Genomic DNA, 24,606 nt, shown 5'->3' with positions numbered 1-24,606 from the left:
GATACAAATAATCGAATTAGGGCCAACAATCGTTGGCCCTGAATCTTTACGCGACGAGCAATTAAGCTTCGCGTGGAGCACGCCAGTCGTCGTTACCCGCAGTACCACAGTTTTCGTGAGTTACTTCGATCGCACGGTAAGTGAACTTAAGCACTTCTTCTGTCACGCGGTCAGCTGTTGCTGCGTCTTGACAGTGGTTCATACGAGTTTGGATATCGACAAGTAGCGCATCAATCAATTTGATTGAGTAGTAGTGCTCTTGTTTACCTTGAACTGAAGTGCGGTAGAAGCGGATCACACACTCAGGAAGTTTTTCGCCAGATACTAGTGCGTTGAATAGTAGTGGAGATGAGCGATCTTGAACTTTAGTTACAACAAGTGGACGGTGTACACGTTGACCAGTTGGCTGACCACTTTGTGGATCACGTGGAACTGTTAGCACGTGATCAAGTTCTTGTACTAGGAACTCATCAACGTGAGCTTCTTGCCATGTGTTACCTACTGAATCTGCAGAGTAAGTATCTTTAGTAATATGGCCTTGAGTCTCACCTTGGATAGACATATATGCTGGAGTTGGCATCGCTATTTCCTTTTCTAAAATCTGTTTTGTTTAAATCACCAAATCGCTTATCACCGCGACTAGTTGGTATAATCAAAGTCCGTGCCAACTTTAAAAATCAAACAAAAACAACAACTTAAGTAATACCAGGCATTATTCACTAATATATTGAGTACAATTTATTGGATAAAAAACCAAAAAGTTGGATTAAGATAATAATAAATTGTTCTAACTTTAAAAAGTGAAAATAACCATATAAAACCGTGTAAATAAAGTCATTAAAACTAATAAATCCGACACTTTTACTATCAATTAATTTAGAATAACAACGCCATTAAAATAACCACAAACATTAATGTCACAATAATCATTAAAAATAACCAACAAACGATAGTCAAAATATCTTGATAAAAAAAGAACGCAATTACTTTTAGTATAATAGCCGCTACCTCTTTTCCTCTAAAGAATAAAATGGCTATGATAAATATAAACCTTTCTTCATTAATTCAGCGTCTACACCCGATTGCAAAAGTAGCATTAGAAGACGCCGCTGCACTTGCAGTCTCTGAAAAAGCAAACGAAGTTCAAATTGAGCATTATTTACTGAGTCTATTAGAAAGGCCAAATAGTGATTTTGACGTCTTATTGAGTCATTTTGATTGTTCTGAGAACTTATTAAGACAATCGGTTCGATCCACACTCGACACCAACGCCAAAGGAAATGGCAGCAAACCTGTTTTTTCTGCTTTATTAATCGAATGGTTGCAAGAAAGTTGGCTGGTTTCTTCTTTAGATCTATCCGAAACACAAATCCGCTCTGGTGCCCTGCTCCTTACTCTTGTTAGCAACCCTCTCCGTTACGGCCAACATGGTTACGCCTCTATCCTTGAAGCGGTAAACCCTGACAGCCTTAAGCGTAACTTTGCAGAGCTAACAAGCCACTCTATTGAGGCGCAAGTTGCTACTTCAGAAAAAACACAAGCTCGTGAAGATGGTTCAGCACTGAGCAAGTTCACAACCGACTTCACTGGTAAAGCACGCAAAGGCGAAATCGACCCTGTTTTCTGCCGCGACCAAGAAATCCGCCAAATCGTGGACATCCTTGCTCGTCGCCGTAAAAACAACCCTATTGCTGTTGGTGAACCGGGCGTTGGTAAAACCGCAGTAGTAGAAGGCTTGGCACTTAAGATTGTACAAGGTGACGTACCAGACAACCTCAAAGGTGTTGAGCTTTACGGCCTGGACATGGGTCTTCTGCAAGCTGGTGCAAGCGTAAAAGGCGAATTCGAAAAACGCCTAAACGCAGTATTGGATGAAGTGAAAAACTCGCCAACCCCTATCATTCTTTTCATCGATGAAGCACACACCCTTGTTGGCGGTGGTAACCAAGCGGGCGGCAGCGACGCGGCAAACTTGCTAAAACCAGCCCTAGCGCGTGGTGAAGTGAAAACCATCGCTGCGACAACATGGTCGGAATACAAGAAGTACTTCGAGAAAGATCCTGCTCTTGCGCGTCGTTTCCAATTGGTGAAACTCGACGAACCGTCTCCTGAGCAAGCAGCATTGATCATTCGTGGTCTGCGCCCAGCATACGAGAAGTCACATAACGTTTACGTGCGTGACGATGCTATCACTGCTGCGGCAGCACTTTCTGCTCGTTACATCTCTGGCCGTCAACTGCCAGACAAAGCGATCGATGTACTAGATACGGCGTGTGCACGAGTGAACATCAGCCTTAATGCCATTCCTGCTTCTGTTGAGACTCTGCAGCAAGAACTTGCAGCTCAACAGCGCGAGCTTGAAGCACTTGAGCGTGATGCTCTGCAGCAAACTGGCGACAAGCACAGCCTTGCTAACATTCCAGACCTAAAACTGGCAATGGAAACAACGAAAGAAGAGCTAGCAGAACAAGAAGCGCAATGGCACAAAGAAAAAGAGCAGATCCAAGAGATGATTGCTCTACGCTCTCGCTTACATGAACTGGTCTTTGGCGAAACAAACGAAGAAGAGCTTGTTGCAGACGAAGATTCAGAACAAGAGCAAGACGTTTCTCCATATGCAGAAATGGATGAAGAAGCCGTTCGCATTGCAATTTCGGGCTGCCAAGAACAGCTAGATGTAATCCGCAATGGCAACCCACTGGTTCACTTTGAAGTGGGCCCAGATGAAGTCAGCCATGTGATCTCGGACTGGACTGGTATTCCAATGGGTAAGATGCTTCAAGACGAAGCAGAAACCACGCTAAAACTGAAAGAAAGCCTAACACAAAGCATCAAAGGCCAAGAATACGCTATCGATGCACTGTCTGAAGGCATTCAAACCGCAAAAGCAGGCTTAGGCAACCCAGACGCACCAACAGGCGTATTCCTGCTGGTTGGCCCAAGTGGCGTGGGTAAAACCGAAACTGCTCGTGCAATTGCTGATCAAATGTTTGGTGGTGAGCGCTTTATGACGACCATTAACATGTCTGAGTTCCAAGAGAAGCACACGGTATCTCGCCTAATTGGTTCACCTCCGGGTTACGTAGGTTACGGCGAAGGCGGCATGCTGACAGAAGCGGTTCGTCAACGTCCATATTCTGTTGTTCTTCTTGATGAAGTGGAAAAAGCCGACCCTGAAGTGTTGAACCTGTTCTACCAAGTGTTCGACAAAGGCACGCTGAACGACGGCGAAGGCCGAACCATCGACTTCAAGAACACGCTGATCATCATGACCAGTAACCTTGCAACACACGAGATTGAATCTTTGGTTCATCAATCAAAAGACATCGATGCAAACATCATCGCAGAAGCTATTCGCCCTACATTGAACCAACATTTCAAACCAGCGCTGTTGGCACGTATGTCAGTACTACCATTTGTTCCGCTGTCTGATGAAGCAATGACAGAAATTATTCACCACAAGCTGAACAAAGTTTCTCAGCGTCTACAGAGCCATCACAAGTTGTCGCTAAGCTACGAAGACAGCTTGGTTGAGTTCGTACTAGGTAACTGTCGCCTTGCTGAAACGGGCGCGCGTAACATCGACGCGGTCATCAACCGTCAGTTGCTGCCGCAACTATCGACTCAGCTATTAGTGCATGACAAGGATGATTCACATACGCAAATCGAAGTGTCTGTCGATGAGCAAGGAACACTAACCTATGCGTTCAGCTAACCATAGCGAACTTAGTAACGCCCTACTTGCGATCAGTCAGTCTTTGGCTGATCGCAGCCAGCTTACCCAAACCTTGGATGCTGTGTTGACCGCTGCGAGACAAATGACCCTCGCAAAGCACGGCATCATTTATGTTTTGGACCAGACTGGGCAGGCGTTGATTCCAAGTACCGCTCACCATAACGATAAAACTATCGTTTCCCACCCTTGGGAAGCATTACAGTTAGACTCAGCCAGTGAGAACGATCCATTCAACTTTGCCATTCGTAATGGTGAAGTGGTGTTGATTAACGAGTTGTATAAGTACAACGGCTATGACTGCGAAAGCATCTATCAAACAGAACAGACACTGGGATTAAAAAGCGAGAACTTACTGGCTTGGCCTTTGATTGATAGCGAAAGCAAAACCATTGGACTGTTAGTCTTACTCGATTTGAACGTCATCGATAACGAGGCAGCCTTGACTGAGTTTTGTCGTATGGCTGCGAGTAATATTCGCCAAGCCGTTTGGTTAGAGCAATACGGGCAAGTAATAAAAAATCTCAATGCCGACAATCAAGCCCTAGTGCGCGAGAACACTCAGCTCAAAAAACGTACCCAGAAAGCCTATCAAGGTCCTATTGCAGAGAGCGAAGAAATGCTCAATGTATTGAATCGTCTTGATAGGGTGCTATCTCTTCCTGTCGACGTTCTGTTGCGTGGTGAAACGGGCGCTGGTAAAGAAGTGATCGCGAAATACATTCACGAAAACTCTAACCGTTCAGAACAACCTTTGATCGTACAAAACTGTGCCGCAATCCCAGAGCAGTTATTAGAGTCAGAACTCTTTGGCCATAAGAAAGGCTCATTCACTGGCGCGGACAAAGACAAAGTCGGTTTGTTTGAAGCAGCCAACGGCGGCACGCTTTTCCTAGATGAAATTGGCGATATGCCAATGCTACTACAAGCGAAGTTACTGCGTGTACTGCAAGAACGTAAAGTTCGCCCAATCGGCACTAGCAAAGAGATTGAGGTGGACGTTCGCGTTATCGCGGCAACACACTGTAACCTTATGCAGCAAATCAAAGATGGCGGATTCCGTGCCGACTTGTTCTATCGCTTGAATGTATTCCCGATTACATTGCCGCCCCTGAGAGCCCGTAAGTCGGACATTATTCCCCTTGCCGAACATTTCGTGCAACACACCACCAACACGCTAGGTTTGCCGCAAGCGCCAGGGTTAAGTGCCAACGTACGTAAACAGCTGCTTGCCTACCAATACCCAGGGAACGTGCGTGAGCTTAAGAACATCATTGAGCGCTCGGTGCTACTGTCCGATTTTGAAACCATTACTCACATCGAGTTTGGTGAACAAATCCCAGAAGATACGCCAAGTGTCGAATTGAAAGCAGCATCACCAACCCCGGAACAATCTGTTTATGAGCCAGCACAAGCGGATTTAGAAGACGCTTCAATGGGCCTTAAGGACGTTGTCAGCCAATACGAACGCACAGTGATCATCGATTGCTTAAATGCCTGTAATTGGCACACGAAGAAAGCCGCTGAGCAATTGGCACTTCCAATGAGTACCCTCAACCATAAGATGAAGAAATACGATATTTCTGCAGCTGGTTAAGCGAGAAGCGAGAAGCGAGAAGCGAGAAGCGAGAAGCGAGAAGCGAGAAGCGAGAAGCGAGAAGCGAGAAGCGAGAAAATCTTACTTCAGTTTCCATTGATAAGAAAAGAAAAACCGCCCGAAGGCGGTTTTTTTATTTACTTAAAATCCATTTGTTTATCAATATAATTTGGCGATCACTTAGCTTACTTGGCTTAGCTTCGCCTGCTGCCAACCATTCTAAAATAGGTGAAATATCAGAGTAGGTTTTTCCGTAGCGCTCTGCTATTTCTCGTTTCGAAAATAAGTCTCTTTTATCCTCTATTTTCAGAATTTCTTCGGCCCCTTTGATGAGCTCATCCTTACATTTATACCAAGTGACTGGAATGTCCTCACGGTCAACGGCATGTATATTAAGCTTTAATTTTTCTGATTGCGCATGTAAACCTGATCCAATAGGCCCAATAAGTTCAAGTTGAAGGTCAATATATTCGTGAAAATTATCAACTAGCTTCTCAACTCTCTTAAATGGTTTAAGCCCAGCTACTTTTGAACCTAATACATTGACATATTCAGGCTTGAAAATCTGTGCATAGATATCCGTCTTCTGGTGCAATCCAACTAAGTTGGTGATAGCGTGACTTTTAAGTTCATTCGAACTCATTCTTGAATAAGATTGACGTAAGCTCTCAAGCTGAGTGGAGAGCTCAGTTTTTAATGGTGCTCCATGCTTTTGTGAGGTCATTACGTCAAACTGCCATTCATTATCTTTTTCAACAATGGTGCCTATTCGATATAACTCCTCTTTACCCAAAGTGAAGTGAGTTCCACCTGACACACCAGGTAGAAAATCAATATTGTTTGTAAGCTCAACCGCTCGCAATTTGGCCTCAACACCTATCACTTTACCAGGCGCGAATCCTAGGTTACTGAAATGTGTATCAGGACAGTGTTTAGTCTTAACGACCGCTAGGCAATTGACCCACTTACTCCAATCAAAATCCTCAACCTCCTCCTTGTAGTACCGCGCGAAATCAGAGTATTTACCTTCAAGACCTTGCTGCATTATATGGAGTTCAACGGTCGGATCATCAAACACTTTCGGGAAACTACCTTGATCTGCATCTGGTTTAGGAGCTGACAGGAAACTTCCTGAAACTAACAAATGATCAGCATGTTTAATGTCTTTATTTTTACCAAATTGATAAAGCCGAGAGGGGCTTAATGAAAGATCGAATGTAGAAATCCCCCATGTTCCCCAAAAGTCATAATTAATAGGTTCAAATGAATCATTAACCCCTTTGATGCCCGCCAGATACTCATACTCTAGAGGTAACTCACCGGTGCGTAATTCTCTATTTTCCTCTTCAAACAAGCTCTTCAAATATATGTTTTTCAGCGAATCGGACGGAATCCACGGTCTTGTTCCTTTAATTTTGTTGACTCCAAAAACAAAAGACGGTTCGATAATCACGCCCCAAGTTTCATCATCAGATTGCTGGTTAAACAGCGCTTGTTCTTTAGAAGTCAAATTTAAATTATCGACTATCGGCTTAATATCTCGCAGGTACTCTGAGCTTTTATTGACAATTTTGGCCCCTTTCTTCACCGCATCGGTCATAGTTGAGTAATTCGACCAATTCCAGCGAGCTTGAACCTCAATTCCCACTCGATGTAAAAAGCGGCGCTTTTCTGGCTTTAATGACTCGACCGCTTCTTTAGCTAAGACGACGATAATCCTAACCTCATCAAATGGTGACAAAGATCCATACTCTGCTAGGTACTCATCCATTGCTATCCATTCTTTTGGTGCTCCGTCACGAGCCGTTTTAACGGATATTGACTGTTTAGCTCCTTTGTACAGCGCTTCCAGATCTTCAGTTTTGAAGGGAACTTCAAACATTTTGACAAGTGCTTGAATATTAGCGGATGCCATGTAGTGAATTGGGCTGTATTCCATAAATGGTCTTGGGCTTTCACTATCCTTAGCGTCAGAGTACCAATCGCTCAACTGTCTGCCCGCAATACTTGCCCCTAGTTGTGCGTAAGCAGAATAAGTGCTGGCTTTTAGGAGTGATAACTCAGCTTGTGCATAGTCCGAATCCATATAGAACTCGTCTAAGTGAACCATACCAAACCCATTCTCATTGAGTTGCCACTGATCGTTGAGCAAAAAAAGTTTAATGTAATCATTAATATTTTTTATCGAAACGTTGCTATGTTCACCTGACATTTCTTGATAGTTTCGTTCAAGCAATAATCGACTCAAGCCGTTCAGCGCGTGAGCACGTTTGTAATAACTTGACTTCATCTCGTCAGAGAGACTTTCTGAACCAAATGACAGTATTTGTTCTTGAGAGACAATATTTTGGTATTGTATTTTTTCAAGATTATTTCGTAGCTTTAAAGTGTCTGCTTCTTCTGTAATCAAATCATAAAGATTTGAGAACACCGAAGATCCTGCCTTGCCTACCGTATAAACAAAGTTAGCAGTAGCCCCCAAGGGCGTTACTGAAGCCTCATCAAGGGCCGTATCAAGGGCAAGTTCTATTGCATCTAAAGTGGCCGCGTCAAGCTGCATCTCATTAGCAATCATCATTTGACGGGACTTTTCGACGACAGTTAGTCCACCGCGAGAAACTGGATAATCTAAGATTGCTTCAAAATGAAGTAGTAAGTCGACGCGACGATTACGTCGGCGTTGATCTTCAGAATCATTGGGGACAAGCGGATCTCGCTCACCTAGACCAATGGCACGTATGCACGTTTTCCAAACGGCCTGGTTAGACGTAATACCTTCTAATATACATTCTCGTATATAACTCGCTCGCTCTTCTGACAAAGTCTGGTTGTATTCGATCGACCCGCGCGAACAAGTGTGACCCTTTATCGTAATTGGAATCGGGCGGTGTATTTGCGATAGTATCCCCCCTAATTCTATTAAGTTGGCTCTAGCTTTAGGGTTATTTGAGTCGCTACGGTCAAAAGCAAACGTTGTGCTTCTCAATTCGAATATGTGTCGTCCTTTTTTAACCTCAGTATTTAATGAAAGCTCATCGCTGTCTCCAAGCTTGGGCAGTAGATTTTTGAGTTGTTCAAGCGCCTTAGTCTCTGCGTCCAAAAGTGCCTTATCACCAATACTGGCCAAAGATTTCATTCCAGGCTGCTGTACAGTCGCAAGGTACTCAAGCACAACCGAATCAAGCCTTTTACTCGCCTTATCGGCTTTATTGTAAGCCTCTACTAAGTTTCCACCTTTAATGATGACATCAGCCAAAGTGTAACCTTTACCGATCTTTTCAGCTATTTGAGAATCTTGTAATAACTGACGCCACTGCGAAGGCACTTCAATCAAATTGATCTTATCTTTCAACTTATCAAATAAGATATTGCCTTTGTCACCGAACAACTTAATCATATCGATTTGACTCTGGCCAAATGCGGCCGTGTTCGCTGAAAGGTCATTAGCTTTACTTATAACGGACAAACAAGCCTCTGTCGCACCCGCAATATTTCTCATTTCGCTATCAGCACTGCCACCAACAGAAGCCGCAGCAACCTTGGCTACGGTTTGCCAACTTAACTTGTGTTGCATCGTTTGGGCTGCACTTTCAATGTACGCTTTATTGCTTTGTACACTGTGCCATATCTGGGGAGCAATTGCGTTTTTTGACTCACTGGCGAGTTTTTCAGGCAAATCAGTTGGGCTTTGTTTCAGTTTTTCCAGTAAATTGGGATAAAGGTGAGGGGCTTGATTGAACAGTGCTTCCTCTACCGAGATGGGATCACCGTTCACCAAAGCACTGCGCCCAAGCGGGGTTGAGATCGGTAAGTGCAATACCCGTTCGCAAAAACTGTATTGCTGGATTTTAGTATCTTGCCAAAAGTCTCGCGCACTACTCTCTCTAACGGTGGAGAGATCAATATCAAAACGGCAATGCTGGTTCGCCTCCTCGAGCTTAAACACCGAATCGGAAATTACCCAAAACGTAGCGCTATAAATGTTCTTTTCTTGACCGTCAATATCTTTGAATTTCACTTCTTTAACAGTGCTCACCGCAGTTAAATTACTGCCTTCTGCATCCCCTTTAATTCGCAACTGTGAAGGAAAATTCGACAGCGTAACCGTCGCGCCAACAAAGTTGGCATCAGAAAAATGCACCACAATCGTAAATGTCTGCGGTAAAACAATGGCATTTAGCGTATTCAGTTGCTCTGTCTCGATCGAATCCTCAAGCTTACCGATAGCAGCAGCATAGTGTTTATCACTGACTTCCTTACTTGGTAATAGAGCTGTAATGGGAAAATCTCTTTGATTAGCCTTTGTGAAATAGTTTTCGTCAGGCTCAGTTTCTGCTCCTGAGATAAGTGAATTATACAAATTCGCCAGCCATTTACCGTCTTTCCCCTCTTCACTCATAAGATGAATTGGCGCTAAATAAGGCGGAAAAAATAGTAAGCGAGAGTGACCAGAGGCAAACGTTGTTGCGGATGCAGGATTGCCTTGCAGTGGCAAATCTTGCCCCAAATCTAATGGTCCAGGTGCGTTAAAATAGGTAATTTTCCCGAGTGCATCACTGTACAGTAACGCCGCTTTCGGTGGTGTTTGAGTTTGGTGCCCTTCACCATCATAGCTGACAGCCCTAGTTTCACGGTCGTCTTTATGCGCGAAACACACATTACGTAATGGAAAATATCGACTATTTGGTACTGGTCCCTTGTCATCAAAAAGTTGACCCAGGAGGTAAACACCACTGACTTTAAGGTTTAATTTCGCCATGAAGTTTACTCCTTATTTAGCTTTATTTGAGTGACAGTGTGCCGTCACAAAATGATCGCCTTGTCTTTCAATTTGGCATGTGCGCTCACAACGTCGGATTTCAAGTGATGTCCATTTTCCATAATCTATTTCTTTACATTTTTCTTGCTGTGCTTCCTGATAACGGGCGAAAGCTTGTTTGTATTGAGCGTGGTCTGGTAAGGCAGGGAATTCCTGACGTAAATCATAATCAGAAAAGTCAGGCTGCAAACTCGCTGGAACATAAAGGGAGAAGCCATTGACACTATCGCCGTCTTCAGGCAGTTTATACTGGTAAGCGAGTTCATCAATCGGTGAGCTCTCATCTGCCTGACGCGCTCTATACAATCTCGGGGTAGGCGCATCATCGCCACTTAATACGCCGAGTTGCAACGTGTAGCGACTGTCTTTGTTAGCTAAAGGTATGGCTTTGTCGGTTGCTCGAGTATTAAATGAACGATAACCATCCTTGGTGTTGCAAGTAAACGCACCACCATCCTCCCGCCAGTAGATATAATCTGCAACGGCATTGTACTTTCTCCGCTCTTCGGCTAAATAACATTCCTTAGGGTAATAACGCTCCTCCTTGTAATGTTGCCAGTCGCCAACTTGATAGGCAAGATTGGTTTCCTCATCGGCCCTACCTAATACAATTTTGTTATGGGAAGTTCTTGCTGTTACTAGTAGCTGTGTTCCTTGATTCAAAAGTTGCACTCTTATAGGTTCATCATAAGCATGCTCGTTACCATCCAGCCATTTCTTTCTCAGTTCAGGAGAATCTGGATTAGGTAAAGCCAACGGCAGATCACTCATAACCATGCTGTTGGTATCAAATTCATACGCCTTACCGAGTTTCGACATGTAAGCTTTACTGCTGTCAGGCAACCAGCCACCAAAGTTACAATCACCCCCGAAGCGTTCGATTTGGCGGGTTTTAAGGTCTGCAACGGCACAACCTTTTAACGATGCGAATAACCCCATGTTAAAAAATAAGAAGCGACCATTTGGTGAGCGCTGCGGGCGCAAGTTTTTGGTAAACCCAACTAGGCTGCCAACTTCTTCTGGAGTCAACAAGGTTTGCAGGTTGCTGCCGTCTAAATTCATGGTGTATAAACCAGCTTGTTTGCGGTTTTCAGCACGATAAATCTGCGTGATGATTTGCGGCGTGTCTCCGGGATTGTCCCACTGAGCCAACGGCGCGGTGCGTGGGTCTGCGACTTCCAATATCCAATCAGCTCGCTCTGACGTCCTATCAACAAAGAGCCCCATCGAGGAAACAACCGTGTTTAACGCCTTGTTATATTTTTCTTGCTCCGCTTGTGCAGCAGCTCTTTCATCTAACCATTGCTGAACTTGTGGGCTAAAGGCGCTGCCTACCCCGACGCCCGCAATAGCAAATGCGGACAAGCCAAATAAGACTTTTTTATTCATCACTTACATTCCTAATTCTTGTTTCCACAGCGACATATATTGGCTGAGATTATCTTCTGCATTCAGCTCTTGTTCGCTGCGTTCTGGCTCGGGCTCTACCCTTTCCGCCATTTGAGTCGGAGTCGACCAATTCTGTATTTGCTCAAGAGTTAAGTCTTGAAAAACCAGTTCCGAGTGATGGGTATAACCTGGAGAGGTGATCTGTAAAGTGAATTTTCCTTTTGGGGGAAAACCACCTAGCTGCGCCGTCGCAAAATGTGGGTTTTCTTGGTCATATTGAAGCGCTTCACTCAGTACCCAATCACTTTCACTATCAGATATCACCGCATAATGAATAACTGGGGTATTAAAATCGATTAGCCCGGTTTCAACTGACAATTGAAAACCACTGTTTTTTCCATCTACATAAGCAATCACGGTGTTGCTCTGATCATAGCTGCGAACTATGGCTTGTTGGTCGCTCAGCCATGGCATGTCGTCTTCGGTAACTTTGTGGATGGCGGCGCTATCTACATCGGAGGTGAATTCTTGTGCACTGAATGACTGCTCGTCACTGTAACTGCTTAATTCATCTAATGGTGTGCTGGATTTCTCTAGCAAAGCAGCATCCGATTCTAATGCTTCAATTTGAGCAAAGCGCTTTTGCTTTGGTGAGAAAATGATCTTGAGTCCATTTTCCCCCTGTTGGATCTCACCCGATATTTTGTAAGGTGCCCAGAAGTGCGCCATAGCAAAACCGCTTGCGCTTCTTTGTATTACCTGTGGTGTGTCTTTTTTCTTTTCTTCTTGATCTAGGGTACGGTAATACTCGACGTCAACATCTTGGTAGTAACCTTTCTCGTTTATGGCCATCTCGCGCCAAAGCTTTCCTTTCCAAAAGACATAAAGAAAACCACCACGCAGATCAGAAGCTTTTGCTTTGTCGTTGCTACCATCTAAGTAAGCCAATGGTCTCACAGGCACTAACACGTTATCCCACTCATCCATCTGAGTTTCTTTATCAACGGGTTGCAGGTCTTCGGCGAGTTTAAGCAAAATTGGCTGAGGCTGGTCAGTGCAAGGGATTTTGATATAGAGCGTTTTTCCCTCAGCTTCGAGATCTTTAAATGTCGCGAGGCTGCGGTGTTTGTTTTCGGTATCAGCCTTGCCTACAGTAACTTTTTCTTTTTGAGCGTCCGTTTTTCCCAACATCAAACATGCCGCGTTGCTAGACCACTGCCCTGCAAACTCGACAACGATTTTTTGATCTGGGCTTGGCTCAGAGGGGACATGCGTGTAACTACGAACTAAAGCAACATCGTCAGTAACCTGCTTATAACCCGCTTTAAAAGCTTTGCTTTCATTCGAAGCAGATACAGAGTCAACGAGTGATTTAAGTCTAGGGAAGCTTTGCAGCTGAGAGTCCGTCAATGGCGACCGACGAGCAACGGTAGATAATGACACCCAGTTGCCTTTCCCCAATTCGATTCTTATAGCAGCTAGCAATGCGCTGGTCGTTTTTTTGGCAGAGATGGAAATCTTTTGCGCCAATTCTTTAGGGAGGTTTCTGAGGATGTCATCTGAATTTCGCAAACGCGAAAGCTGTCCTATACACTCGTCCGGTGTAAGAACATAAGATAGCTCGTTGGAGGATAGCTTCGAGCTAGGTATAAATTTGCAAACTAAATGCATTTGAATTCTCCACAACCAACATCGTAAATATGGCTGCGGTGACAATTAAGCTGATAAGGCTTACAAGTACGATTTGGTGCGCTAATGCTACTAATTTAATTTATAACATTCAATCACATAGAAAAATCGACAAATAAGCTGAAAGCCAACCAAAAGACACATTAGCTAGCAAGTAAGTCACTTTAACTACAGATAAAGACAAAACAACTAGACATTGAAATCAAAAAGAAGGATTAAAATAAAAGGAATTTTTTTATTTTTGGGCAGAAGTTAACAGTTTCATTATTACGCAGGAGAAATATCGACTATTGGGTACTGGTCCCTTGGCATCAAAAAGTTGACCCAGGAGGTAAACACCACTGACTTTAAGGTTTGATTTCGCCATGAAGTTTCCTCCTTATTTAGCTTTATTTGAGTGACAGTGTGCCGTCACAAAATGATCGCCTTGTTTTTCAATTTGGCATGTGCGCTTACAACGTCGGATTTCAAGTGATGTCCATTTTCCATAATCTATTTCTTTACATTTTTCTTGCTGTGCTTCCTGATAACGGGCGAAAGCTTGTTTGTATTGAGCGTGGTCTGGTAAGGCTGGGAATTCCTGACGTAAATCATAATCAGAAAAGTCAGGCTGCAAACTCGCTGGAACAAAAAGGGAAAAGCCATTAACACTATCGCCTTCCACAGGCGGTTTATACTGGTAAGCGAGTACATCAATCGGCGAGCTCTCATCTGCCTGACGCGCTCTATACAGTCTCGGGGTAGGCGCATCCTTGCCACTTAATACGCCGAGTTGCAACGTGTAGCGGCTGTCTTTACTAGCCAAAGGTAAAGCTTTGTCGGTTGCTCGAGTATTAAATGAACGATAGCCATCCTTGGTGTTGCAAGTAAACGCACCGCCATCTTCCCGCCAGTAGATATACTCAGCAAAGGCATTGTACTTTCTCCGCTCTTCGGCTAGATAACATTCCTTAGGGTAATAACGCTCCTCCTTGTAATGTTGCCAATCGCCAACTTGATAGATGAGATTGGTTTCCTCATCGACCCGACCTAATACAATTTTGTTATGAGAAGTTCTTGCTGTTACTAGTAGCTGTTTTCCTTGATTCAGAAGTTGTACTCTTATAGGCTCATCATAAGCATGCTCATTACCATCCAGCCATTTCTTTCTCAGTTCAGGAGAATCCGGGTTGGGTAAAGCCAACGGCAGCTCACTCATAACCATGCTGTTGGTATCAAATTCATACGCTTTGCCAAGTTTCGACATGTAGGCTTTACTGCTGTCAGGCAGCCAGCCACCAAAGTTACAACCGCCGCCAAAGCGTTCGATTTGGCGGGTTTTAAGGTCTGCAACGGCACAACCTTTTAACGATGCGAATAACCCCATGTTAAAAAACAAGAAGCGGCCATTTGGTGAGCGCTGCGGGCGCAAGTTTTTGGTAAACCCAGCTAGGCTGCCAACTTCTTCTGGGGTCAACAAGGTTTGCAGGTTGCTGCCGTCTAAATTCATGGTGTATAAACCAGCTTGTTTGCGGTTTTCTGCACGATAAATCTGAGTAATGATTTGCGGCTTTTCTCCGGGGTTGTCCCACTGAGCCAACGGCGCGGTGCGTGGATCTGCAACTTCCAATATCCAATCTGTTTTCTCTGATGTCCAACCATCGAAGAGCCCCATATAAGAAACTACTGTATTTAGCGCTTTGTTATATTTTTCTTGCTCCGCTTGTGCAATCGCTCTTTCATCTAACCATTGCCTAACTTGTGGGCTATAAGCACTGCCTATCCCAACGCCAGCTATGGCTAATGCGGTCAAGCCAAATATGACTTTTTTATTCATCACTTACATTCCTAATTCTTGTTTCCACAGCGACATATATTGGCTGAGATTCTCTTCTGCATTCAGCTCTTGTTCGCTACGTTCTGGCTCGGGCTCTACCCTTTCCGCCATTTGAGTCGGAGTCGACCAATTCTGTATTTGCTCAAGAGTTAAGTCTTGAAAAACCAGTTCCGAGTGATGGGTATAACCTGGAGAGGTTATCTGTAAAGTGAATTTTCCTTTTTGGGGAAAACCACCGAGCTGCGCCGACGCAAAATGTGGGTTTTCTTGGTCATATTGAAGCGATTCACTCAGTACCCAATCACTTTCACTATCAGATATCACCGCATAATGAACGACAGGGGTATTAAAATCGATCAGCCCAGTTTCAACTGACAATTGAAAACCACTGTTTTTTCCATCCACATAAGCAATGACCGTATTACTCTGGTCGTAACTGCGTACTATGGCTTGTTGGTCACTCAGCCATGGCATGTCGTCTTCGGTAACTTTGTGGATGGTTGCGCTGTCTATATCGGAAGTATATTCTTTTGCACTGAATGACTGTGCGTCACTGTAACTGCTTAATTCATCTAATGGTGTGCTGGATTTCTCTAGCAAAGCAGCATCCGATTCTAATGCTTCAATTTGAGCAAAGCGCTTTTGCTTTGGTGAGAGGATGACCTTGATCGGCTCAGGCTAGTCGTAAATTGAGTTTTTGATGTAATTGAACATTAATACCGTAACAATAGCTAAATCATTGAATCAATTGGGCCTAGAGTACTTTCCTTCTTTGTTTTTCTTCCATTCGACTATGGCTCTCATCAATCCAAAAGATCAGAGAGCAAAGGTTGATTAGGGCTGTATTACACTGGTCCCATATAACTGTTTTGTTTCGAGGTTTAAGCATTAATCTACGACGACCCTTGGAATTCGTTCAGATCGCAGCTTATTGATTTAATTCCATCGATTTAAGCAACAAAACTCCAATAAGCAACCAGTATAGTTGAAAGGGTGTTTATAAATCACACATCCAATCGAAGTAAAAACAGGATGTTTATTTACCCGTCCCTACTACTAAAAAGCGTAAAAACTGAGGAGCCTTCCCATTCAAACTTACAAACTCAAATCGTTTATAGCATTGTAAACTCAGTGACTTCTCCATCTTTGTAGATGAACTGAGTTTTTACACCGTTTTCAGTCCAAAGTAGTTCTTCACCATTAAGCTCACCTTGGGTAAAGTGGCTGGTTGACTGCGGTTTACCATTCTTGTACCAAGTTTGTTGCTTGCCTTGTTTCAAACCAGCTTGATACTCAGCAGTGCGCATTAATTGCCCATTTTTATACCAAATTGACTCTTTGCCCTGCTTAAGACCGTCTTTGTATGTCACGTCACTTTTCAGTTGACCATTCGGATACCAATAACGTTCCCGACCTTCAAGCTTCCCACTAACATATTTGGCTTGGACAGCAATGTTGCCATTTTCAAACCAGTGTTCATGTTTACCGTTATATTCACCGACAGTAAACGTAGTTCGCTGTTTCAGCTTGCCATTGCTGTAATACCAAGTTTGCGTACCTTGCTGTCGGTTATTTACGAACTCACCGCTGAATATCAGCGTACCATTACCGTCCCAACCCTGTGTTAACCCATGACGCTCACCTTGATTCATATTGATGAACCATTGCTTACGGCCATATGTGTCCCAGTATTTGGTTAATCCGTGTTTTTTACCATTGAGATACTGACCTTCCCATGCCATCTGATTAATCAGGTGTGTGTACCAGATAGCAGCGCGCCCATTCAACACACCATGCTCATAAGTATTCAACATTTTAGGGCGACCAGAATAAGTCCAAAACTTCTCTTCACCGTGCTTTTTACCGTCAACATAGGTGATTTCACTAAGCTTATTCAAAGATTGCTCAGGCTCATCTTTATCCATAAAGTACTGTAAGTCAGTGCCCGTGAAAGGTGTTGTATGACCTCGCTCATAAGCAAGCATTTCTTTTTCACCTTTAAATTCAAGAATAGCTGCATTAGCAACCAGCGGAATTAAACACAAGGCCAGCAATCCATGTTTAATAAAATGGCGTGCTTCATCGTACATACTTGTCTCTTCCAACATATAAACGCTTTTAATACTCTGTATTAGATCCATTATGATTACAGACTCCATGATTTTTCTGAATGCAACGTTCCGTCATCCAACCATTTTGTCTGCTTGCCAACGAGCTGACCTTTAACATAGTGAGCTTGCTCTTTCAGTTGACCATTGCTGTACCATTGCTTTGCTTCACCATTCAATACACTCCGATTACCCCACCTATTCTTTTCAATAACGTAACTTAGTTCACTCTTTAGTTGGCCATCCTTGTACCACGCCTTATGTGTACCAATTTCGCCATCACGAACGATAATACCTTGTGTTTTAATCTGCCCGTTACCGTACCAAGATGTTTTTGAATACCTCTCCGGATTCTTAGTCGCTTTTATCTCATGTTTTTGATTACCATTTTTATACCATTCAGCCATACCAATATAAGCTGATTTATAAGGTCCCTTTTTATTTATATCAAGGCGGTCTATCGTTTCAATACTGCCTGAGTCATACCAGGTATATTGCAAATCATCAAAGTGACCACCAAAGGTATACTTCTCACTAGAAAGTAAGTTCGTGTTTCGATGATATCGAAGCCACTTGCCAGTCAGCGTCGGTCTCATACTCAGTAATATACCCTGAGGATTATAACTTTGGATAAAACCATAGTTCTGCCCATCACGGGTACTGTATATCGAACGAATCTTACCTTTGTAATGTTCCCACTTAATCCCTTCGTATTTGCCGTCTTCTCTAAAATAAAAAGACCTCTCATTGTATCGCGCAACACCATCAATCATGTCGATATCATAATCGAGCACCATGCCGTCTTCCCTTCCGCGATTGAAATACTCTTCTCCTTTGAGGCGATGATCAGCAAAGTAGCTGCGACTTAACCCCGCTCTGGTACCGTCAACGTATTGTTCGTCGCTAGAAAGATATCGATTGCCTTGTTTATCAATATCCCATTGCTTTTTATCACCTTGGTATTTGTTATTTACATACTGCACCTCGCGATAAAGACGACCTTCACGCCAAAACTTCTGTTTGCCGTTATAAATACCATACTGATAGGTATTGAGCTCTTCGAGGTAATAGCTTGGCTGGCCTTGGTCATTCTTAACAGAACGATCTATTTTCCACTCTTGTTCAGTACCGTGTTTCTTACCATTAAGCCAATGGCTTTTTGATTCTAAGCGACCATCTTCAAACCAACTAAAGCTTGGTCCATGCTGCTTTCCATTTAAGTAATAAGCCTCAGCACGCTTAGTCCCATTATCATAAAAAGACTCTGCAACCCCGGTATAAGGGCTCTTATCTACCTTTAGTAGCGCCGTCACATCGTTTCGATTACGTATATTACGTTCAAACTCAAGGTCATTGAATGGAGTCGCCGATACCGACAATGAAAACAGTAAGCACTGACTCATTAGTGCTATTGTCATGCTTAATGACAAGGCTTTTTTATAAGGCGAGCCTAATAACAGCATTATCGTTTATCCTCTTCGTTACAAACTTCAGGGCTACGGTTACAGATGATGGGCTTCATATTCATATCAAAATCATATTTTTCGATCATGAGTTTGACCCAAGGATACACTTCCGCATCACGCTCTTTTGGCATGTATTGGTACACTTGAACTAACATGTTCAGCGCTGATGCGGATTCTTTCGCAACAAGTTTAAGATACTCAATCCCTCGCTCCCGATCTTTCTCAACTACCATGCCTTCTAAATACATGTAACCTAAGTTGTAATACGCACAGCTTTCCCCCTTAGCCTCGGCTTGTCGTAACAAAGCTAAGCCTTTCTCACCATTGGCACTATCCTTGTGTTCAAGGCGAACATAGTCAACGCCCGCTGCGCACATTGCGCCTGGGTCACCTTGTTTTGCGCCCAACCGTCTTGCTTCACGCGCCAATTTCCAGCGCGCATCGCCCTCTTCATAAAGTTGATAGTGATCGCCTAATAGTGCACTTGCTTCACCGTCCCCCATCTCAGATGCCTTAATTAGTAACGCTTTCGCCTCATCGTAATAGCGTGTGTTGGTCAACGCTTTAGCTTTGGCAACCAACTGCTTTGACTTACTCAATGAAGTGATATCTAGTTCAGGCGCAGTTTCAGAGCAATGATTCATTACGCGGGTTAGCATTTCAGCGAGACCACTAACAGGGAAATCATCGTCAAAGTCGTTAGTCATCTGGCTGAGTTGACCTTTAGTATTGATCTCAACATGCACAGCACTGTTGCTTTTGAGTGCATCAATGAACGCCGCTTTAGGTTGAAAAAATTGTCTGTTAGCAGCAATAGTTGGTGCGTACTGGTCTGCATTTTCGCCATGCTCAACACGGTAGTAATGACGAGTTCCATCTCCAAAGGTGAACAAATAATCACTATTTTTAAGGTAGAAATCCATGTATGACTTGTTGATACCAAATTGCACTTTATGGCCATCACAAAAAGCATAGAAACCGTCTGCAACTTCCCAGTCGAATTCCGGGTCTCCGATATAGCTCGCGCCTTGAACTTGCACGTTACCATTATCATCTTCTTCAACCGTAGATGCGTAATAAATGCTCGCATCAGGTGTATAACCATGGGTGACAATGCCTTCAGTGTCACTGGATACACGTTTCTCTTTAATATCGGTATAAACAAACGGCTCATTTTGAGCATAGACATATGAACTTGCTGCAAAAGCAAGGCATGCAAGCTTGATTGATGTATTATTCATTTGAACTCTGTTTTAAAATCTTATTTACTGGAAGTAACTTTTAAGGAATGCTATCGATTCGTTTGTTACAACTAGCTATTATTGCTTCTCCAGTTAGTCCGACAAATTGCTCCATCAAAGTTGGATTTTGTTGCGGTGTAGCCGACAGCGGAGACAACTATAATCGTCAAACCCAAGCTGAGTAATATTTTCTTTTTCATTCTTAATCCATTCTTTAATTGGGTTGCCATGGCAAATACGCCCCCAACAGATTAAAAAATATGAGTATATTTCCCAGCTCTGACTTGTGGGACGCAGACAAAGAATGGTTGACAAAAATTTGAGGTTAATCAGTTAAAAGGACCTTATCATTTTGTCCCTTCAGTATTCTCAGACATCTAGAAATCATATAAATTAGACACATCGCTATAGCAGCCAATAGACTTAATTGGGTGTAAAGTAACACCTCAGTACTGCCCCAAGCCTCTCTTAATTCAGAATAATCACCAACAGCGGCGTTAATAACCACGCCAAGGGCAATAAAGAGGTATAACAACCACAATTGAACTTTATTTCTAGGGAGAGTCTTCCACGGACATCTTTCACTAGACTGAAACACTCTGATAGCCTCACTATCTGTCTTTGCATCAATCATTTCTTCTTCAACGAAAAAGCCTTCCGTTTTTAGCCTATTGATATCAGATGACGATGTTGCACTCATTAGGTCAATCGCCACCGCAATCTTATCCCGATGTAAAATAACGTAACTATTCATTAGTACTCCCATAAAAATGAGACACTTTACGTTATATCAGTTGACGATTCAGCTTTCAGTTTTACTAAAATATTAGCGAATAAGTCGCTTTCCGGACTTCCGTGATCTTGCTCGAATATTCTATATGGAAGACAAACGTCTGCGTCTGAGCCTAGGTAATAAAGCCTCACTGGAGCCAGAAAAGACTGCCTTCAGTAGGTGCTTGCAACACTCTACAGCTAACTACGGAAGCACAATAGTAACTTGAGATACAGGTCCTTTGGTGACAAGCTATGTTGCTCCACTAAATCATAAGCCATCATTCGATAGCCCAACATACAAACTTATATTGAAGTCAATGCCTATTTCGCCAGTAAGTAGAATATACCATTGCCACCCTATCCGTCTTTCACGCTCGACGACTGTTATACGGGGGCAAACGGTGATATACACTGAATCGATCACTTTTATTTTTGACTTTCATAAAGCTTCGGTAACGTAAAACGGTTTGCAGGGTAAATCCTTTAGAGCTATTGTAATCTAACGTAACGGCTCAGCTATCTATATTGCCATCAATTCGTTTCAGACACTAAAGTACCCAACCTTACCAGAGCTAGCGAAACTGAAGTTTTCGCCTTTAAATCAAAAATTTACGCCAAACCCAGCTTTTGTATGCCAATCAAATATTCGACCTTCATCCGTATTGTAGCTGTAGAATAAAGCGCCAAATAAGTAGATTTCATCATCGTAGGTTCTGGCCATTATTTAGCCTCCTTAAACCAGTTGCCATGATTTGCAGAGAGGTTATACACAATGGCGGGGTCTAACGTGCGGCTGTAACCCAACGGAGACCAACTCCACGCTTGTTTTGTCTGGTTGTTCTGTACTGACATCAGCATCGCGTTATAATTCGTCAAAGAAAAACGATTTTTTAGACCGATGGCATATTGCATTGCCCCATCACGCTCAATCTGTTGACCATTTGCTAGATCAACAACAAACACATTGTGATAGTTGCGATTAGCCGCCCAAACGATGTCCCCTTCTGGACTGATCGCCGTATAATGCGCTTTTGCTTTATTAACAGGTAACTTTTTCCCCCATTGAACCAATTTTACAAGCTCATGAGTCTTTTCATCAATGATTCCAGCTCCAACATCTCCCACCTCATAAATCAACCCGCCTTTTATAAATCCTGTACCGAATATTTGTAAATCCGTTTTTTCCGCCTCACCTTTAGCAATATCCCACTTATACACCACACGCCCCACCTTACCCGTGCGGTAATAAACGTAGCTGCTATCTTCCGCCCACAGGAAACCCGGAATACCAGCTAAACGATGCGGCAAGTCAATTAATTTTTGCTCTTTTAAATCAAAAAGATGTATGTCAGGTCCGGAGTTCAGTGCAACGTAACGATTATTTGGTGAGCGACTGGTTTTGTATCGAGTGCTGGATGCCTTTCCAAGATAGGGTAAATCTGTCACCAAACGCAGGTCCGTACCATCGGTCTTCATACTCCAAACTTTTACACGCCCTTCGTACTCATCGTACATTGGGTCTGGTCCATATCCTTGATCGTCTGATAAGTTTGCCCAAGTAAACTGAACGCGTGGCAAATCGTAAGAACTCGCGTCGTTTAAATCTTCCCTTGGCCATTCTTTGGCACGATGGATAAAGTAACGAGGAAAGTCACGTTGTTGATAAGTCGCAGAGCCAGATTTACGGACCTTGCTCTGCTCCATGGTGTAGTAGTTATGTTCACCCACGTAAGTGCGGCCGTCATCTTTACAACCCGCTATCGATAAAGCAGTAAGTAACAGTAATAGTATTTTTTTCATGGTTTAACCTAGCAATTCTGAAATGGGTACATTTTCTTCTACAACAACAAGACGTTGGCTACCGGTGGAGAGGCTCGAATGAACACCTCGAACAATATCGACGTTCTTGACCTCTGCCGGCGGGAATGCAAAACGCAGCGTCATATAACCATCGTCGTCTTTCATCGCTGAACGAAAGTACGATTTGTGAATCCAATCGTGTTCTATGTTACGAAGCCCAAAGAAATCGTCCGGTTGATCTGTCAAAGGCTCGTGAAGGTAACGTATAGAAGGCAAAGCGCCTCTTGGAGCCAACTTAAGCCCCGCGATATTGCTTTCTTTATGTTCGTTGATGATTCCACTGCCAGTCCCTGTCGATGCGGTACCGGAAACTGGAATAATATTCTCACCCGCATTATCAAAGCTTTGGGATGAGGAGTATATTTGCAACTCTGAAAGAGACTTAGCAATTGAAGCAGGATCACTCTCTAGCTCAGACAGTTCCGTGTTTGTCAAAGCCAACTCGGAATAATGGATATAACATTCTTGTACTTCTCCCGCGACTTTATATGGCACCCAAATATGCGGTAGAGGAACACCTTGTGCAATACGCAAACCATCTTTGCCAGCTTTATAAGGGCTTAGCGCCGTTTTAACAGTGATAGGATCAATATCTAATTCTGGAAAAACAACATCTACTTCCTCATCTACAAGGCGGAATACCCTAGCACCTTGATCAAGGCTTAGATGTCCCGAATACACTTTCTGACCGGATTGATAAATCTCAAATGGTTCTTCGCCAATATAGTAGTCTGGTACAAGGTTTGCCCCATCAATGTTGACATGTCGTGTTTTCATCGAGGATTCAGGATCATTATTTCTGTAGTACTCTAAATCGACATCAGCAAAGTAGCCTTTTGTTGTAACTTCAACCTCTCGCCAAACTTTGTTATTCCAGATTACATAGAAATAACCTTCTGCAACCAACTCATGTCCATTTGTGCCCTCTAGCATAGGTAGCACAGGCACTAACACGTTATCCCACTCATCCATCTGAGTTTCTTTATCAACGGGTTGCAGGTCTTCGGCGAGTTTAAGCAGGATTGGCTGAGGCGGGTCAATGCAAGGGATTTTGATATAGAGCGTTTTGCCCTCAGCTTCGAGATCTTTAAATGTCGCGAGGCTGCGGTGTTTGTTTTCTGTATCAGCCTTGCCTACAGTCACTTTTTCTTTTTGAGTTTCCGTTTTTCCCAACATCAAACATGCCGCGTTGCTAGACCATTTCCCTGCAAACTCGACAACGATTTTTTGATCTGGGCTTGGCTCAGAGGGGACATGCGTGTAACTACGAACTAAAGCAACATCGTCAGTAACCTGCTTATAACCCGCTTTAAAAGCTTTGCTTTCATTCGAAGCAGATACAGAGTCAACGAGTGATTTAAGTCTAGGGAAGCTTTGCAGCTGAGAGTCCGTCAATGGCGACCGACGTGCAACGGTAGATAATGACACCCAATTGCCTTTTCCCAATTCGATTCTTATAGCAGCTAGCAATGCGCTGGTCGTTTTTTTGGTAGAGATGGAAATCTTTTGCGCCAATTCTTTAGGGAGGTTTCTAAGGATGTCATCTGAATTTCGCAAACGCGAAAGCTGTCCTATACACTCGTCCGGTGTAAGAACATGAGATAGCTCGTTGGAGGATAGCTTCGAGCTAGGTATAAATTTGCAAACTAAATGCATTTGAATTCTCCACAACCAACATCGTAAATATGGCTGCGGTGACAATTAAGCTGATAAGGCTTACAAGTACGATTTGGTCTGCGTATCCTACTTACTTAGCCATTTATTTTCAACGAGATAGAAAAATCGCCCGAAATCAAAAACACCAAAAAAATGGTGACTTTTGCTATCAAAACATGCGATTTGACCACAACAAAAGCCAGTAACATCACCCACTCTGTCAAAATGGTAAAATCTTACTATCTAAAAAAATTTAATTTATGGACTGAAGTTAACAAAAATCGTAGTAACGTGCGCTTCAGGTAAGCACGAGGAAATTCAGAAGTTTATGAGGTGCCCTCCTCAGCAACAAACAACAAATTGACTGTTACTGAGGAAGTTTAAATAAAAAGGTGAGCGCATTACGCACTCACAAAAGTAACTGCTCTGAAGCTTGCTAGGATTAAATTTGCTTCATC

The 24,606-nt window shown here is 43.2% G+C and carries 13 protein-coding genes and 1 pseudogene; 2 read left to right on the top strand and 12 right to left on the bottom strand.

All coding sequences use genetic code 11. The features are described 5' to 3' along the window. Positions 1–61 precede the first annotated feature (61 nt). The gene (locus R8O70_RS06530; RefSeq protein WP_005373415.1) at positions 62–580 is read right to left on the bottom strand and encodes an Hcp family type VI secretion system effector; all 519 of its coding nucleotides are present in this window, start codon (positions 578–580) and stop codon (positions 62–64) included. Between the two features lie 456 nt (positions 581–1,036). Here R8O70_RS06530 and tssH point away from each other — a divergent pair, with 456 nt between their 5' ends. Further along, on the top strand, positions 1,037–3,715 hold the full coding sequence (gene tssH, locus R8O70_RS06525; protein WP_054576207.1) for a type VI secretion system ATPase TssH: 2,679 nt from the start codon (positions 1,037–1,039) through the stop codon (positions 3,713–3,715). Continuing rightward, a complete protein-coding gene (locus R8O70_RS06520; RefSeq protein ID WP_258508955.1) occupies positions 3,702–5,330 on the top strand; it encodes a sigma-54-dependent Fis family transcriptional regulator in 1,629 nt (542 codons plus the stop codon). The genes tssH and R8O70_RS06520 overlap by 14 nt, the downstream gene beginning before the upstream one ends. Positions 5,331–5,463: 133 nt before the next feature. On the opposite strand, the gene R8O70_RS06515 is transcribed toward R8O70_RS06520, so the two are convergent. The 11 genes and pseudogenes from R8O70_RS06515 to R8O70_RS06460 all read right to left on the bottom strand — a co-directional run bounded on the left by R8O70_RS06515 (position 5,464) and on the right by R8O70_RS06460 (position 24,148). Next, complete coding sequence (locus R8O70_RS06515; protein WP_258508954.1) at positions 5,464–10,089, bottom strand: OmpA family protein; 4,626 nt, start codon at positions 10,087–10,089, stop codon at positions 5,464–5,466. Between the two features lie 12 nt (positions 10,090–10,101). Further along, entirely contained in the window at positions 10,102–11,538 is a 1,437-nt protein-coding gene (locus tag R8O70_RS06510) for a hypothetical protein (protein WP_225472977.1), read from the bottom strand. 3 nt (positions 11,539–11,541) lie between these two features. After that, a complete protein-coding gene (locus tag R8O70_RS06505) occupies positions 11,542–13,209 on the bottom strand; it encodes a hypothetical protein (protein WP_318184091.1) in 1,668 nt (555 codons plus the stop codon). Between the two features lie 397 nt (positions 13,210–13,606). Beyond that, positions 13,607–15,043, bottom strand: coding sequence for a hypothetical protein (locus tag R8O70_RS06500; RefSeq protein WP_258508978.1), 1,437 nt, complete (start codon positions 15,041–15,043; stop codon positions 13,607–13,609). 3 nt (positions 15,044–15,046) lie between these two features. Beyond that, a pseudogene (locus R8O70_RS06495) lies at positions 15,047–15,712 on the bottom strand (hypothetical protein); the annotation flags it as partial. A gap of 443 nt (positions 15,713–16,155) precedes the next feature. Continuing rightward, the gene (locus R8O70_RS06485) at positions 16,156–17,133 is read right to left on the bottom strand and encodes a toxin-antitoxin system YwqK family antitoxin (RefSeq protein ID WP_225472974.1); all 978 of its coding nucleotides are present in this window, start codon (positions 17,131–17,133) and stop codon (positions 16,156–16,158) included. A gap of 56 nt (positions 17,134–17,189) precedes the next feature. Beyond that, the gene (locus R8O70_RS06480) at positions 17,190–18,614 is read right to left on the bottom strand and encodes a toxin-antitoxin system YwqK family antitoxin (protein WP_053304432.1); all 1,425 of its coding nucleotides are present in this window, start codon (positions 18,612–18,614) and stop codon (positions 17,190–17,192) included. Next, complete coding sequence (locus R8O70_RS06475; protein WP_017635775.1) at positions 18,614–19,858, bottom strand: tetratricopeptide repeat protein; 1,245 nt, start codon at positions 19,856–19,858, stop codon at positions 18,614–18,616. Before R8O70_RS06475 ends, R8O70_RS06480 begins: the two co-directional genes overlap by 1 nt. Positions 19,859–20,183: 325 nt before the next feature. Further along, complete coding sequence (locus R8O70_RS06470; RefSeq protein WP_017635776.1) at positions 20,184–20,612, bottom strand: hypothetical protein; 429 nt, start codon at positions 20,610–20,612, stop codon at positions 20,184–20,186. Between the two features lie 740 nt (positions 20,613–21,352). Next, positions 21,353–22,432, bottom strand: a complete 1,080-nt coding sequence (locus R8O70_RS06465) for a hypothetical protein (protein WP_225472972.1) — start codon at positions 22,430–22,432, stop codon at positions 21,353–21,355. Positions 22,433–22,435: 3 nt separating this feature from the next. Next, positions 22,436–24,148: a hypothetical protein gene (locus tag R8O70_RS06460; protein WP_258645440.1), complete on the bottom strand. Its 1,713-nt coding sequence runs from the start codon at positions 24,146–24,148 to the stop codon at positions 22,436–22,438. Between the last annotated feature and the right edge of the window lie 458 nt (positions 24,149–24,606).

This window comes from Vibrio sp. 779(2023), assembly GCF_033344285.1.
Lineage (GTDB): Bacteria > Pseudomonadota > Gammaproteobacteria > Enterobacterales > Vibrionaceae > Vibrio > Vibrio alginolyticus.
This window is presented reverse-complemented; position numbering and strand designations above follow the sequence as displayed.